General features: G+C 36.5%; 14 protein-coding genes. All 14 read right to left on the bottom strand.

The features are described from left to right. Positions 1-22 precede the first annotated feature (22 nt). Complete coding sequence (locus tag MHI40_RS06330; RefSeq protein WP_445678338.1) at positions 23-4,345, bottom strand: PolC-type DNA polymerase III; 4,323 nt, start codon at positions 4,343-4,345, stop codon at positions 23-25. Positions 4,346-4,460: 115 nt separating this feature from the next. Next, positions 4,461-5,726, bottom strand: coding sequence for an RIP metalloprotease RseP (rseP, locus tag MHI40_RS06325; RefSeq protein WP_340761947.1), 1,266 nt, complete (start codon positions 5,724-5,726; stop codon positions 4,461-4,463). Between the two features lie 51 nt (positions 5,727-5,777). After that, the gene (gene dxr / locus MHI40_RS06320) at positions 5,778-6,926 is read right to left on the bottom strand and encodes a 1-deoxy-D-xylulose-5-phosphate reductoisomerase (protein ID WP_340761946.1); all 1,149 of its coding nucleotides are present in this window, start codon (positions 6,924-6,926) and stop codon (positions 5,778-5,780) included. Between the two features lie 17 nt (positions 6,927-6,943). Further along, on the bottom strand, positions 6,944-7,735 hold the full coding sequence (locus MHI40_RS06315) for a phosphatidate cytidylyltransferase (RefSeq protein WP_340761945.1): 792 nt from the start codon (positions 7,733-7,735) through the stop codon (positions 6,944-6,946). Next, a complete protein-coding gene (locus MHI40_RS06310; protein WP_340761944.1) occupies positions 7,732-8,526 on the bottom strand; it encodes an isoprenyl transferase in 795 nt (264 codons plus the stop codon). The genes MHI40_RS06315 and MHI40_RS06310 overlap by 4 nt, the downstream gene beginning before the upstream one ends. A 191-nt stretch (positions 8,527-8,717) precedes the next feature. After that, positions 8,718-9,275 (bottom strand): ribosome recycling factor, encoded by a 558-nt coding sequence (frr, locus tag MHI40_RS06305; protein WP_093535095.1) that lies wholly within the window; start codon positions 9,273-9,275, stop codon positions 8,718-8,720. Beyond that, complete coding sequence (gene pyrH, locus MHI40_RS06300) at positions 9,275-10,000, bottom strand: UMP kinase (protein ID WP_093535097.1); 726 nt, start codon at positions 9,998-10,000, stop codon at positions 9,275-9,277. The genes frr and pyrH overlap by 1 nt, the downstream gene beginning before the upstream one ends. A 426-nt stretch (positions 10,001-10,426) precedes the next feature. After that, positions 10,427-11,311 (bottom strand): translation elongation factor Ts, encoded by an 885-nt coding sequence (gene tsf / locus MHI40_RS06295; RefSeq protein ID WP_340761943.1) that lies wholly within the window; start codon positions 11,309-11,311, stop codon positions 10,427-10,429. A 103-nt stretch (positions 11,312-11,414) separates the two neighbouring features. Further along, complete coding sequence (rpsB, locus tag MHI40_RS06290; RefSeq protein WP_090562513.1) at positions 11,415-12,137, bottom strand: 30S ribosomal protein S2; 723 nt, start codon at positions 12,135-12,137, stop codon at positions 11,415-11,417. A 152-nt stretch (positions 12,138-12,289) separates the two neighbouring features. After that, a complete protein-coding gene (locus MHI40_RS06285; RefSeq protein ID WP_340761942.1) occupies positions 12,290-12,766 on the bottom strand; it encodes a DUF6115 domain-containing protein in 477 nt (158 codons plus the stop codon). 8 nt (positions 12,767-12,774) lie between these two features. After that, a complete protein-coding gene (locus MHI40_RS06280) occupies positions 12,775-13,077 on the bottom strand; it encodes a hypothetical protein (protein WP_093535103.1) in 303 nt (100 codons plus the stop codon). A 19-nt stretch (positions 13,078-13,096) separates the two neighbouring features. Continuing rightward, positions 13,097-13,870, bottom strand: a complete 774-nt coding sequence (locus MHI40_RS06275; protein ID WP_093535105.1) for a FliA/WhiG family RNA polymerase sigma factor — start codon at positions 13,868-13,870, stop codon at positions 13,097-13,099. A gap of 107 nt (positions 13,871-13,977) precedes the next feature. Further along, positions 13,978-14,289, bottom strand: a complete 312-nt coding sequence (locus tag MHI40_RS06270; protein WP_340761941.1) for a hypothetical protein — start codon at positions 14,287-14,289, stop codon at positions 13,978-13,980. Beyond that, entirely contained in the window at positions 14,289-14,786 is a 498-nt protein-coding gene (locus tag MHI40_RS06265) for a chemotaxis protein CheD (RefSeq protein ID WP_340761940.1), read from the bottom strand. Before MHI40_RS06265 ends, MHI40_RS06270 begins: the two co-directional genes overlap by 1 nt.

Here is a 14,786-nt window from a genome sequence, read left to right as displayed (position 1 = left end):
ATGGTGCCTTGCAAATTACCTCCTAAAACAACGAAAGCTGATTGGCATCTGGCAGACCTTCTAGACAGCCCATCGCATCCATATATTCGATGATTGTCTTGGATACTTTACCTCTTTGTTGAAGATCTTCCTTCGATAAAAATTCACCATCTATTCGTGCTTTAGCAATTTGAAAAGCAACATTTGTACCTAATCCTGGTATCGAATCAAAAGGAGGAATTAATGTATTTCCTTCTATAATAAATTCATTTGCATGTGATTTGTATAGATCAACTTTTTGAATTTTAATGCCTCGTTCTGTCATTTCCAATGCAATTTCTAATACTGTTAATAAGTTTTTTTCTTTTGGAGATGCTTCAAGGCCCTTTGCATTAATCTCATCTAGTTTTGCTCGAATTGTTTGAGATCCGTTGACCATTGAGATTAAATCAAAGTCAGAAGCTCTTACAGTAAGATATGCTGCATAATATATTATGGGGTAATGCACCTTAAAGTATGCAATCCGAACTGCCATTAATACATAGGCAGCAGCATGTGCTTTCGGGAACATGTATTTGATCTTTTTACAGGATTCAATATACCAATTAGCTACCCCTTGTTTTTTCATCTCTGCTTCAAATTCTGGAGTTAGCCCTTTACCTTTCCGAACTGACTCCATAATTTTAAATGCTAAGGAAGGATCTAACCCTTGATAGATTAAGTAAACCATAATATCATCACGACATCCAATTACATCAGAGAGCTGACAAGTCCCCGCTTGTATCAACTCTTGAGCATTTCCTAACCAGACATCTGTCCCATGAGATAAACCAGATATTTGGACAAGTTCTGAGAAAGTAGAAGGTTTCGTTTCTTCTAGCATTTGTCTTACAAAACGAGTACCAAACTCTGGAATTCCAAGTGTCCCAGTTTTACAGTCTATTTGCTCTTCCGTTACGCCTAGCGATTCCGTCCCACTAAATATTTTCATTACCTCTGGATCATCTGTAGGAATTGTTTTCGGATCAATTCCTGATAAATCTTGGAGCATACGAATAACAGTAGGATCATCATGCCCTAGAATATCTAATTTCAGTAAATTATCATGAATGGAATGAAAATCAAAATGAGTTGTTTTCCATTCAGAATCCTGTGCATCAGCCGGAAACTGTATTGGGGTAAAATCATATATATCCATATAATCAGGAACAACAATGATTCCACCTGGATGTTGACCCGTTGATCGCTTAACACCAGAACATCCTTGAACTAAACGATCAATTTCGGCACCACGAAGAGCCAAATTATTATCGTTCATATAGCCCCTGACATATCCATAAGCTGTTTTTTCAGCTACCGTTCCGATTGTACCAGCACGAAACACATAGTCCTCACCGAATAATTCCTTGGTGTAATTATGCGCAATAGGTTGATACTCACCACTAAAGTTTAAATCTATATCTGGAACTTTATCTCCTTTGAATCCAAGGAAAGTCTCAAACGGGATATCTTGCCCTTCTTTTACATATGGTGTATCACATTTAATACAATTTTTGTTAGGTAAGTCGAACCCAGAACCAACCGATCCGTCTTGGAAAAACTCTGAATGCTGACAACTTGGACATACATAATGCGGCGGTAGTGGATTTACTTCCGTAATTTCTGTCATTGTAGCTACAAGAGAAGAACCTACCGATCCCCTGGATCCAACTAAATAGCCATCATCTAGAGATTTTTTCACTAATTTATGTGAAATCAAATAAATTACCGCAAAACCATGACCAATAATAGATGTTAATTCCTTCTCAATTCGTGCTTCTACTATCTCTGGTAGTACTTCCCCATAAATTTCTTTTGCTTTGGAATAAGTAAGAGATCTAACTTCCTCATCTGCTCCCTCAATCTTTGGGGTATATAAATCATCTTTAATCGGTTTTATGTCTTCAAGAGAATCGGCTATTTTTTGAGGATTAGTGACAACAATCTCTTTTGCTAGGTCTTCTCCAAGAAAGGCAAAGGCATCTAACATTTCATTAGTTGTGCGAAAATGTACTTTTGGTAGCCCGTTACGATTTAACGGGTTAGCTCCACCTTGTGAGTTTACAAGTATTTTTCTAAAAATAGCATCATTTTCATGCAAGTAATGTACATTGCCGGTTGCTACAACTGGTAAATTCAATTTCTTACCTAGTTTGAGCATTTTACGGATGATATCTTCTAAGTTCCATTCGTCTCTAACTAGTTCTGCCTCGATTAAATGAGAATATACTTCTTTAGGATGTATTTCTAAGTAATCATAAAACTGTGCAATTTCCTCCACTTGCTCTAATGGTTTTTGCATTAGTCCCTCAAAAACCTCTCCCTTATCACACCCTGAACCAATGATCAGCCCTTCTCTATGTTTTTGCAGCACTGACCTTTTTATTCTAGGTACACGATAGAAAGTAGTTGTATGAGCAAGTGATACTAATTTGAACAAGTTTTTTAAACCGACCTCATTTTTAGCTAAGATTGTGCAATGAGTTGGTCGAGCTCGTTTATATGAATCCCCTTGTCCAATATGCTTGTTAAAGTCATCTAGAAACTCTATCTTATGTTCCTCAGCTTCTTTTAACAAATGTAGTAGTAAATATCCTGTTGCCTCACAGTCAAAGATCGCTCTATGTGCTTGTGTTAACTCGATATTGAACTTTTTAGTTAGAGTACCAAGTCGATGGGACTTCATCTCTGGATGTAAGAACCGAGCTAGCTCTAATGTGTCTATAACCGGGTGACTGAAATAATCTATTCCTGTTCTTCGATAACCTTCGTATAAGAAGCCCATATCAAAAGATGCATTATGAGCAACAAGTATGCCATCGCCGATAAATTCATAAAAGTCCTTTATAACCTGTTCTATTTCAGGTGCATTTTGAACCATGTCATCTGTAATTCCAGTTAACTCGATCGTAGTAGCGGAAAGAGCGTGATGCGGATTAACAAATCGTTCAAATTTATCGATAATATTACCATTTTGCATTTTTACAGCTGCCAACTCAATTATTTTATCGTAAGTAGCAGATAAGCCTGTAGTTTCAACATCAAATACAACATATACAGCATCCTCTAATGCAGTATGCTGTTCATCATAAGCAATAGGAACACCGTCATGTACAAGATTTGCTTCTAATCCATATAGAATTTTAATACCATTCTTTTTCCCAGCAGCATATGCTTCAGGAAATGATTGTAGATTCGCATGATCTGTAATTGCTATGGCTTTATGTCCCCATTTCGCTGCTTGTGATACAAGTGAGGATACAGAGGAAACAGCATCCATTTGACTCATCGGTGTATGTAGATGTAACTCTACACGTTTTTCTTTCGCTGTATCGATTCGTACCGCCGGATTTATCTCATTCATATCTTGTGCCATAATGATTAAATCTCGTACAAAAGTATCGTTTTGCACGGAACCTCTAACCTTTATCCACATTCCCTTTTGTAGTCGTTCCATCATTTGGGCATCTTCTTTATCTCTAGAGAACATCTTCACTAAAATAGAATCTGTATAGTCAGTAACTTTTGCAGTCAGAAGAGAACGACCACTTCGCAACTCTTTGACTTCGACGTCGAATACAAAACCTTCGATCGTTACTCTGCGTTCCTCATCTTGAATCAATTTTATGTCAATAATTGGCTCATCTTTTTTAAGAGGCACTCCTAGTTGGAAGGGACCGTCTGTATTCTGATTGCCATTCTCTGTTCTATTTTGATCACGTTTTTGCATATCTTCTAACGCTTTTTGACCTAACATTTCTTCTTCTAAACGACGTTGTTCAAGAAATTCTAACTGCGCTTGCGCTATTGCTTCTGTATCTTCAACTAAACGGAAGTCGAATGCTATTTTTGGAAATCCAAACCCGACATATACATCTGACAATTGTTCGATATATTTCTTTTTAAACGTTCGCAATTCAATTTCCTGCCCACAGGTTAAATGAATCATCTGACCGTTCCATTCGGGTTGTTGTTTTAATAAGCGGTCTTTTAAAGGTGGTGCCATGTCACTTAATTCTTTCAGAACTAATGGCCAATATTGGTTGATAAGCTCCTGCGATACGTCTTTTCCTTCACTTTGAATAGTGAGTAAGATATTCGCTATACCAGAAAACTTTTCTATTAACCTTGTTTGAAAAATCGTAAATACATCTATTGGTAATACGGCCTGTAGTTGAATTTGAAAAGCCCATTGTCTATTTTTTTTATGTACAGTGAATCGATCGATGGATGCATGTTCAAAATGCTTTACCAAGGAATCCTCTGTTAACTCCAGTTGCTGCAATAACAAATGCATCCTCATTTTACCGTCGTCCATAGTTTGTATCCCTCCCTGATCTGTCTAGCTCCAGCGCTAGTCTGGGGTGTTAGATGCTTGTGCTTTTATATACACAGTAAAAGAAAGGAAGTTCAGATGATTGAACTTCCCCCCTTAAAATTATTTACCCATTAAAGAAAAATCTTTGTATATCATTCCATGTAACGACAACCATTAGTACCATCAATAGCATAATACCGACAAAGTGGACCATACCTTCTTTTTGTTTATCTATCGGTTTTCCTCGTAAAGCTTCAAACAAGAAGAATAATAGTCTACCACCATCTAATGCTGGTAATGGTAATAAATTCATAATTCCTAGATTTATACTAAGTATTGCAGCCCAACGCATTAAATTGAATACACCATATTGCGCTACTTCTTCAGTCGCTTTATATATTCCAACAGGACCTGATAAATCATCTATAGAGAAATTACCAGTAATTAATGTGCCAAGTATAGTAAATATACGTTTAGTCCATTCATATGTTTGCTCTGCTCCAAAGACAACCGCCTTGGCAGGATTTTTTTCCATTGGACTAGTGTATCGTACACCAATTTGTCCAACTTTTTCTTTTCCTGCTACAACTTCTTGGGGTGTCATAGACAGATTAACTTCTTGTCCATCACGTTCTACTGTAAATTCCATCAGTTCATTTGAACTTACTTTCACTTTTTCTGATAATTCGTCCCATGTCGTAATGGAAGATCCATCTATTTTAGTTACCAAATCGCCATCTTGCATGCCCGCTTGAGCAGCAGGACTGTCTTTAACAACTGTTGTTATAACAGGTTCATATGTTGGTACTCCTTGAAACAACCCAAGCGCTAAGAATATGAAAAACGATAGGATAAAGTTAAAAAGGGGTCCTGCAAAAATAGTTAGTGATCGCTGCCCAACTGTTTTGGATCCAAATTGACGATCTGCTGGCGCAATGATTGTTTCACTGCCTTTTTCATTAATGACAGCATTTCGTGCTACATTGTACCTTACTAACTTTTCTTCTTCATTGTATCCCTCGATAAACATTTTATCGGTTAAATCAGATTTTTCTACTTCTAAAAACAACATATCAGGATAATGCTTATTTTGATTTAATAAAATCTGATCAATTTCGTCTTGATCATTTAAACGGATTCCTAATCGAAAGCCCGGCTGTAGCTCAACGGAGTCCATATCTTCTCCTGCCATACGAACATATCCACCGATAGGCAATAATCGTAGTGTATAAAGAGTCTCACCTTTTGTATATCCAAAGATCTTTGGACCCATACCTATTGCAAACTCACGCACCATGATTCCAGCTTGTTTTGCAAAGATAAAATGCCCGAGTTCATGGAAAAATACAATACTTCCAAATATAATTATAAACGCAATGGCTGTCTCCACTATATCCCACCTTTAGTTTCTAGCTGTTTATGCTTTTACTTTCACATCTCTTCATTTTACCATGTTCTCAATAGATTTTCTTGTTTTTGCATCTACATGAAGAATAGTTTCTAAATCTGGATTTGAAAGAATCGTATGCTCATCCATAGCTCGTTCGATTAGCTCATCAATTGTTAAGAAACCAATTTTTTCTAGTAAAAACAAGGATACAGCAGCCTCGTTTGCAGCATTTAGGACCGTTGTCATAGTTCCGCCTGCTCGTCCTGCATCAATAGCTAATTTCAAAGCATGATAACGTGTGTAATCCATTTCTTCAAAATGTAACTTACCAATTTGAGCTAAGTTAAGTCGTGGAGCTGACTCTCTTGTCAATCTCTCCGGATAAGACAATGCATATTGGATAGGTACACGCATATCTGGTGTTCCTAATTGAGCAATAACACTAGTATCTTGGAATTCAACTAATGAATGTATAATACTCTCTCGATGAAGTAACACTTCTATATCATCATAAGGAATATCAAATAATACTCGCGCCTCAATAACTTCTAAACCTTTGTTCATCATTGTGGCTGAATCAATTGTTATTTTCGACCCCATAGACCAGTTAGGATGATTCAGTGCATCTTTTACCGTTACATTTTTAAGCTCTTCCCGAGTAAAGTCTCTAAAGCTTCCACCTGAAGCAGTAATGATGAGCTTTGCAATTTCAGAACGCTTTTCTCCGTTCATCGCTTGAAACAAGGCTGAATGTTCGCTGTCGACCGGCAGTATTGGTACATTATATTGCTTAGCTGCATTCATTACTAAGTGTCCAGCAGTTACTAATGTTTCTTTGTTCGCAATTGCAATTGTTATTCCTTTTTTAATAGCTTCTAATGTTGGTCTTAATCCTACACTTCCAAGTACAGCATTCACTAAAACATCTGCATTTGCATGAGCAGCAACTTGTACTAATCCTTGATCACCAAATACTAGTTCTGTTCGTGGAAATTCTTTCCCTAACAGAACTGCATCCTCTTCAAATAACACAGAAACTAGAGGAACTGAAAAATCTCGAATTATTTGCTTCGTAATTTCTATATTTTTTCCCGCTGAAAATGCTACTAGTTGAAACTTATCTGGATGCTCTTTTATTATATCCAGTGTTTGTATCCCGATAGAACCAGTTGCACCTAATAAACTTATTTTTTTAACCATGAAATAATGTCGTCTCCTTAGATAAAATGTAAAAAGTGAAGAAGCGGTAAGACAAATAAAATACTGTCAAATCGATCTAAAATTCCACCATGACCTGGCAATAATTTACCAGAGTCTTTCACATTATAATGTCTTTTTATCGCTGATTCTACCAAGTCACCTAGTTGTCCAAAAACAGAAGAAATAATTGTAATTCCTATCAATACAAGCATCGATGAAGTAAGTGGGCTTATCCATTGAATAATGAAAGCAGTGATTAATGCCCAAATAATGCCTCCAACAAAACCTTCTACTGTTTTATTTGGAGAGATATCAGGCCATAATTTTCTTTTCCCGATTTTTCGTCCGGTAAAATAAGCTCCAGAATCTGTTGTCCATACGAGCAGCAATGCAAAAATAACGTATGCTAAACCTTCATTTCTTGTTTCAATAAAATAGTAAAAACCAATACCAACATATAGTGTACTTAAAATGACAAAAGCCGCATCATCAAAAGTGAAACGATTTTTCACCAATACTGTATAGATTAATACTAAAAATACTCCAACAAACAACCACTCTAATTTCGTGTGCCCTGTATAATGCAAAATATCATCTGTAAATGATGATGGCAATAACAATAGAAACAGGAGTAGATACGAAACTAAACTGGCGAATGAAAATAAACTTAAGTCCTTCATGCGAAGCATTTCATATAATCCTACTGCTGCAATTATGTATACTAATATAGTGAAAACAGGTCCTCCCAACAAAACAATTGGGAGAAATAGTGCCAAAGCAATAGCACCTGTTATTATCCGCTGTTTCAATTTACTTCTTCCCCCTTAAGTCCACCATATCTTCTATTCCTTTTTTGATAACTTTCAATAGCTTCTAATAAGCATGCTTCATCAAAGTCTGGCCAAAGCGTATCTGTGAACCAAAATTCCGTGTAAGCAAGCTGCCAAAGCATAAAGTTACTCAGACGAACTTCACCACTTGTTCGAATAAGAAGATCTGGTTCCGACAAGTCTTTGGTCATTAAATTATTTGTCAGCAATTCTTCTGTAATTTCATCCTCTAAAATCTCTTTTTGCTCGATTTGTTTTGCAATACGTTTGACTGCCTGTACAATTTCATCTCTACTTCCATAATTCATAGCAAAGTTAAGAATCAGTCCATCATTTTGGGCAGTTTCATCCATCGCTTTATAAATAGCTCTTTTTGTATGCTCAGGCAGCATATCATGATTTCCCATCATTCGTACTTGAACATTTTGTTCGATTAACTCCGGCAAATACGTCCCTAAAAATTCTTCGGGTAGTCGCATTAAAAACTCGACTTCCATTTTTGGACGTTTCCAATTTTCTGTGGAAAAAGCGTACAAGGTTAACGTATCTATCCCGACTTCATTTGCAAATAGAGTAATTTTTTTTACAGTCTTCATACCTTCGTGATGACCAGCAATACGGGGAAGTGACCTCTTTTTAGCCCATCTACCGTTCCCATCCATAATAATTGCAATATGGCTAGGTAACTGTTCCTTTTGGGCATTTTCTTTACGTTCATCTAAATGAATATTGATCTTTTTCTCATTTTTACGAATTAGTTTATTAAACATTTAGAACCCCCCAATCTACCAAGTCGAACGTCTATCCCTATCATAACAAATAAACCCATATATAAAAAGACGTCCCTTTCAAAGGACGCCTTTTTTAAATAAAAGTTCAGAAATACTTAACCTAGACAAATCATTTGAAGAAGACTTTGGTATTTATTAAAGCATTAACCTTCACTACATCTTCATAAGGGTTAAACTTCTAAAATTTCTTTTTCTTTATCTTTAGTAATTGCATCAATTTTTTCAATGTTAGCATCTGTAAGTTTTTGAATTTCTTCTGTATAATTTCTTAACTCGTCTTCTGTAATCCCACCAGATTTTTCAAGTTTTTTCAAATCATCATTACCGTCACGACGAACGTTACGAACATTTACTTTTGCTTCTTCTGCTTCTTTTTTTACTAGCTTTACTAATTCTTTACGACGCTCTTCCGTTAATGCTGGAATTGCAATACGAATTAGTGTCCCATCATTAGTAGGAGTAATACCTAAATCAGATTTCATGATCGCTTTTTCAATATCTCCTAAAATAGTTTTATCATAAGGAAGGATTGTTAATAAGCGAGCTTCTGGTATAGAAATACCAGCCATTTGATTGATAGGGGTTGGAGCTCCATAATAATCTACTGTAATTTTGTCAAGTAGGGAAGCACTAGCACGCCCAGCACGGATAGTAGATAATTCTCTACTAAAAACTGATATTGTTTTAGTCATTTTATCACTTGTTTGCTCTATCACTTTTTTCGGCATTAAGAATTCCTCCTAACGACTGTCCCTATGGTTTCCCCGAGCACAGCCTTTTTAATATTTCCTTTTTCCATAATCGAAAATACAATAAGCTCTATATCATTGTCCATACATAAAGTAGATGCTGTAGAATCCATTACTTGGAGTCCTTGTTGAATTACTTCGATAAATGATAGTGTATCATATTTCACTGCCGTACTATCCGTTTTAGGATCAGCAGAGTAAACACCATCTACATTATTTTTGGCCATTAATATAACATCTGCTTCTATCTCAGCTGCTCTTAAAGCTGCAGTTGTGTCAGTAGAGAAGTATGGATTACCTGTTCCCGCTGCAAAAATAACTACTCGTTTTTTTTCTAAATGACGAATGGCTCTTCTACGTATGTAAGGCTCTGCGACTTGTCGCATCTCGATAGATGTCTGAACACGTGTTTCGACACCCGCTTTTTCAAGAGAATCTTGTAGAGCTAGTGAATTCATAACTGTAGCAAGCATACCCATATAGTCCGCTGTAGCACGATCCATGCCCATTTCGCTTCCTACTTTACCTCGCCATATATTTCCTCCACCTACAACTACCGCAACCTCTACTCCAAGATCTACAACTTCTTTCACTTGTTCGGCTACAGATTTAATAATGTCAGGAGATAAACCGAAACCTTGTTCTCCAGCTAATGCCTCGCCACTCAATTTTAAAACGATTCTTTCGTATTGTGGTTTGCTCATAGGTATCCTCCATCTCTATCTTGAAAAATAGGGAACACAAATTACGTGTCCCCCGGTTGTTATTGATATTATTTCTAGCAACGACGCATATTGACGACTACCGGTTTTCGTTTCAAGATAATGCCTTCCGCGGGGGAAGCGCTGAACCATCAAGTCGATCGGTGTCTGCCGCTTTTCTATTTGTCTAGCTCCGGCGCCTAGCCTCTCGAGTCGTTTCATAATAGCGAATAAAGACAAAGGACGCCTTTATTGCTATTCTTCCAACGCTTTTCGAGGCTAGAGTAGGCGCCTGCGCTTTTCTTATTGTCTAGCTCCAGACACCAGCTGCTCAATCGCTTCAGACTTGCAAATAAAGGCAAAGGACGCCTTTATTGCAAGTCTTCCAGCGCTGATCGCAGCAGGGCGGTGTCTGCCGCTTTTCTTTTATTAGTTACCTTTTACTTGGTTCATTACTTCTTCAGCGAAGTTGTCTTCACGTTTTTCGATTCCTTCACCAACAGCGTAACGTGTGAATGAAACTAGTTTACCACCAGTTGATTCAACAAATGTTTTTACTTTTTGGTCTGGGTTTTTAACGAATGATTGGTCTAATACACAAACTTCTTCAAAGTATTTACCAAGACGACCTTCTACCATTTTAGCAACGATATTTTCAGGTTTTCCTTCGTTTAGAGCTTGTTCTGTTAATATTTTGCGTTCGTGTTCTACTTCTTCAACAGAAACTTCATCACGTGAAATATAAGAAGGGTTTAATGCTGCAATATGCATTGCTACATCTTTAGCCGCTTGCTCATCAGTTGATCCTTCAATTACTGTAAGAACCCCGATACGTCCTCCCATGTGTAGGTATGGACCAAATGCATCTGCATCTGTTTTATTTTCAATTACAAAACGACGTAATGTAATTTTTTCTCCAATTTTCGCAACTGCGTTAGAGATTAAGTTTTCTACTGTTAATCCTTCTTCAATAATTGTAGGTAGTGCTTCTTCTACTGAAGCTGGCTCTGTAGCTAATAAATGAGATGCTACAGTTTTTACTAAATGTTGGAAAGATTCATTTTTAGAAACAAAATCAGTTTCAGCATTCATTTCTAGTAATACAGCTTTGTTTCCTTCCACTTGGATGAAAGTAGTACCTTCCGCTGCGATACGATCTGCTTTTTTAGCTGCAGAAGAAAGACCTTTTTCACGTAAAAAGTCGATTGCTGCTTCTAAATTACCGTCTGATTCTACTAATGCTTTTTTACAGTCCATCATACCTGCACCAGTTTTTTCACGCAATTCTTTAACCATTTGTGCTGTAACTGCCATTATAAATTCCTCCTAGTACAATTAATATGTCATTTTCTCAAAAAAAGGTGATAAGAGGTTTGGCCGCTTATCACCTGTTAATTACATTCGTATTACTCAGGTATTACTCAGCTGCAACTTCAGCAGAAGTTACTTCTTCGTCTTCACCTTGTCTTGCTTCTAGTAATGCATCCGCCATTTTAGCTGTTAATAATTTAACTGCACGAATTGCATCATCATTTGCAGGAATTACATAGTCGATTTCATCTGGATCACAGTTTGTATCAACAATTCCTACTAATGGAATGTTAAGTTTGCGAGCTTCTGCAACAGCAATACGCTCTTTACGTGGATCTACTACGAACATTACATCTGGAACAGCTTTCATATCACGGATACCGCCTAAGAATTTAACAAGACGTTCGTGTTGTTTTTTAAGTTGAACAACTTCTTTTTTAGGAAGTACTTCAAACGTACCGTCTTCTTCCATTTTTTCAATAGCTTTAAGACGAGCTACACGTTTTTGAATAGTACCGAAGTTAGTTAAAGTACCACCTAACCAACGTTGGTTAATATAGTAGTTACCTGAACGTTCTGCTTCTTCTTTAATAGCTTCTTGAGCTTGTTTTTTAGTTCCTACGAAAAGAACTTTCCCACCGTCTTGACCTACTTGACGCATGAAATCATAAGCTTCTTCTAATTTTTTCACCGTTTTTTGAAGATCGATGATATAGATTCCGTTACGTTCAACAAAAATGTATTTTTTCATTTTTGGATTCCAACGGCGAGTTTGGTGACCGAAGTGTACACCAGCCTCTAATAATTGCTTCATTGAGATTACTGACATGATTTGTTTCCTCCTGGTTTGGTTTAGTCTTCCGCATTCATCATTTTTCTTTAGCTACTCTATAAATAGAGCACCTGCTAAGTCCATCCGAACTGCGTGTGTATTCATACCGTTTTCTAATATAACATATCATTTTTATACTTTCAACTATTTTAATCTTTAAATTTCAGGAAAAGTTCAACTTCAGTCTTTCCTATTTGGAGAATTTTCGCTATTTCGTCAGGATCTCTTCCTTCTTCATGGTGAAATAACACTTTTTCTCTCATAGTTTCCGGTACTTTTTTTGCTGTTGTTTGAGCTGATTTCATATAACTACTTGCTGCAACTTGCTTAGAGACGAAAGAAGTTGGTGGTTCAAATACTCTAGCTTCTTTTGTTGATGGATTTTCTGCAATTTTAGAAAATGTAGTATGAGGTACTTCTGTATTTTGTAATTCCTGTATAAGGCGATTATTTTCATCTGTGATTTCTGCTATATAAGCACTAAAAGAATCTTCAATGTCCAATAAAACTTGTTGTTGTTTTCGTTCCATCTCATTAAACTTAGAAATCTTGGCATTTAATAGAGCAATGAAGTAAAAACTTATAACTTGCATTAAGAATAATATTATAAATAAAGTCGTTAACATAACTGCTCCTAACCACTAAAATCTACAAAGTTTCCTTTGAAGGGATGCTTTGTCTCTTTCAATTCTCGCTCTTTCTTTTCTCTGTTCTGCCGCTCGTGCTCCATACGCTCTTTCTCTTCATCCTGAGAGCTTGTCTCCGAAGTTTCCGAAGACTTGATGACGGTTTCCCTATTTTTTTCTAGCTGTTTTTCAGAGGCAGCTTGCGCGTTAGATTGACTAATTGCACCTTGTTGTTGTATTTGATCTGCTATTTTACCAGCATCAAAGGTTTTAGGAATAGCTATTTGAAGTTCCGCTAGTTTTAAACTCATATAGTAGTATCCCCTTTATCTATACATTCGTCATTTCAGGCATTAATAGTTTTCTGAGTTTAAAAAGTGCTTTCGAATGAATTTGAGATATTCTCGATGTAGATAGACCAAGCATCTCCCCAATAACTGTGAGCGTTAGTTCTTCCGTATAAAATAAACTTAACACTAATTGTTCATTTTCATTTAATTGTTGAATTTGACCGGCTAAATCACCAATTAGTTCTTGCTGCACCATTTGTTGTTCTGGTGTTTTCTGAGAGTCATCTCGAATTACATATGATTTATGTTCAGGTTCTTCACTTTCTTGTAATTGCTCATCTATAGACAGTACATTTGAGAAAAAATGTTCCTGTACAGTTTGATAAACCTCTTCAACAGGTAACTCGACAAATTCTGCTATCTCTTCAGCAGACGCGTGTCTCATCAACTTTTGCTCGAGTTCTTCAATTTTCGTTTCTAATTTCTTGGATTTTTCTCTTGAAGAACGTGGAAGCCAATCTTCTTTTCTTAAACCGTCGATAATAGCCCCTCTTACACGAAAGGAAGCATAAGTATCAAATTTCAGCTCTCTACTATAGTCAAACTTGTTCAGAGCATCAAATAATCCCATCATTCCTAAACTTTTAAGCTCTTCTCTAGATATATTTTTAGGGATACCCGCACCAATTCTTTGCACATGATAGTTTACAAGTGGCACATATTTTCTCATGAGTAAATCTCCGGCTTGAGGATCTTTGCTTTCAGTCCAACTCTTCCAAAGAACCTGTTCATCTGTCGAATCTTGATTTGCCACAATTATCCCCCTCTCCCATATATCTGATCATTAGAGTTATTATAACAAAAATCTCACTAAAAAGGGGAATCGAAACTATCGATCCCCTCATTTTTTAATATATTATGTTATATTGCATTGGGTTTTTCATCTTCCTCTAACATTGTCTTTACTAACTCAGCGTAATCTTCTGGAGAAATTTCAGATTTTAAAATACCGGCATCATCTGCAATAGGTATGTCTTCTATTTCTTCCTGCGGGTTACTAATTATATAACTAATAATTGCCCTAGCTAAAAATGTTAGAAGGAAAAATCCAAAAGAGATAATACATGCTTCAAGAATAATACCCATTCCCTCTATAAAAGGATATGAGAATAAAAAGTATATAGTAAAAGCAATAAGCGCTACCCAAAAATTAGAAAGAATAGTTCCTACCATTATATATCTCTCACTCCTTGATTCACCGTTCGAATATTTAGTAATTTGGTTATAGGATCAAATTCTATCGTTCTACCACTATTTCCCCCAGTATCTTCTGCGATTATAGGAATAGAATACTTTTTTAAATACTCTTTTACTGCTTCAACATTGCGTGGTCCGATTCGCATTGTATCTTTAGTTGAAGAAAATTGAAACATTTGAGCTCCTCCAGCAATCTTAGCTTTTAACTTAAAAGGCTGAATACCCTCTATTTTGAGTTGCTCCACCATAGCAGGAATGCCAGTATCCGCAAATTTCGCAATATTTACTACCTCAGTCCTACCAAGACTTGAATCTGGTAACATAACATGGACCATGCCTACTGTCGTGGATCTGTCGTCATATAAAACAACCCCTACACATGAACCAAGTCCTGAAGTACGTATTTTATCCGGAGCTTTTGCAATATTCATATCGGCAATACCGACTTTAACTATTTGACCCTGTGCGTTCAT

This window comes from Psychrobacillus sp. FSL H8-0510, from assembly GCF_038008345.1.
GTDB lineage: Bacteria > Bacillota > Bacilli > Bacillales_A > Planococcaceae > Psychrobacillus > Psychrobacillus psychrotolerans.
This window is presented reverse-complemented; position numbering and strand designations above follow the sequence as displayed.

Bases quoted from the DNA above. Each gene is read 5' to 3' on its own strand.
- pyrH (WP_093535097.1), bottom strand. From the start codon at position 10,000: ATGAGCAAACCACAATACGAAAGAATCGTTTTAAAATTGAGTGGCGAG.
- rpsB (WP_090562513.1), bottom strand. From the start codon at position 12,137: ATGTCAGTAATCTCAATGAAGCAATTATTAGAGGCTGGTGTACACTTC.
- MHI40_RS06280 (WP_093535103.1), bottom strand. From the start codon at position 13,077: ATGAGTTTAAAACTAGCGGAACTTCAAATAGCTATTCCTAAAACCTTT.
- dxr (WP_340761946.1), bottom strand. From the start codon at position 6,926: ATGGTTAAAAAAATAAGTTTATTAGGTGCAACTGGTTCTATCGGGATA.
- frr (WP_093535095.1), bottom strand. From the start codon at position 9,275: ATGCCGAAAAAAGTGATAGAGCAAACAAGTGATAAAATGACTAAAACA.
- MHI40_RS06265 (WP_340761940.1), bottom strand. From the start codon at position 14,786: ATGAACGCACAGGGTCAAATAGTTAAAGTCGGTATTGCCGATATGAAT.
- MHI40_RS06285 (WP_340761942.1), bottom strand. From the start codon at position 12,766: ATGTTAACGACTTTATTTATAATATTATTCTTAATGCAAGTTATAAGT.
- tsf (WP_340761943.1), bottom strand. From the start codon at position 11,311: ATGGCAGTTACAGCACAAATGGTTAAAGAATTGCGTGAAAAAACTGGT.
- MHI40_RS06270 (WP_340761941.1), bottom strand. From the start codon at position 14,289: ATGGTAGGAACTATTCTTTCTAATTTTTGGGTAGCGCTTATTGCTTTT.
- MHI40_RS06310 (WP_340761944.1), bottom strand. From the start codon at position 8,526: ATGTTTAATAAACTAATTCGTAAAAATGAGAAAAAGATCAATATTCAT.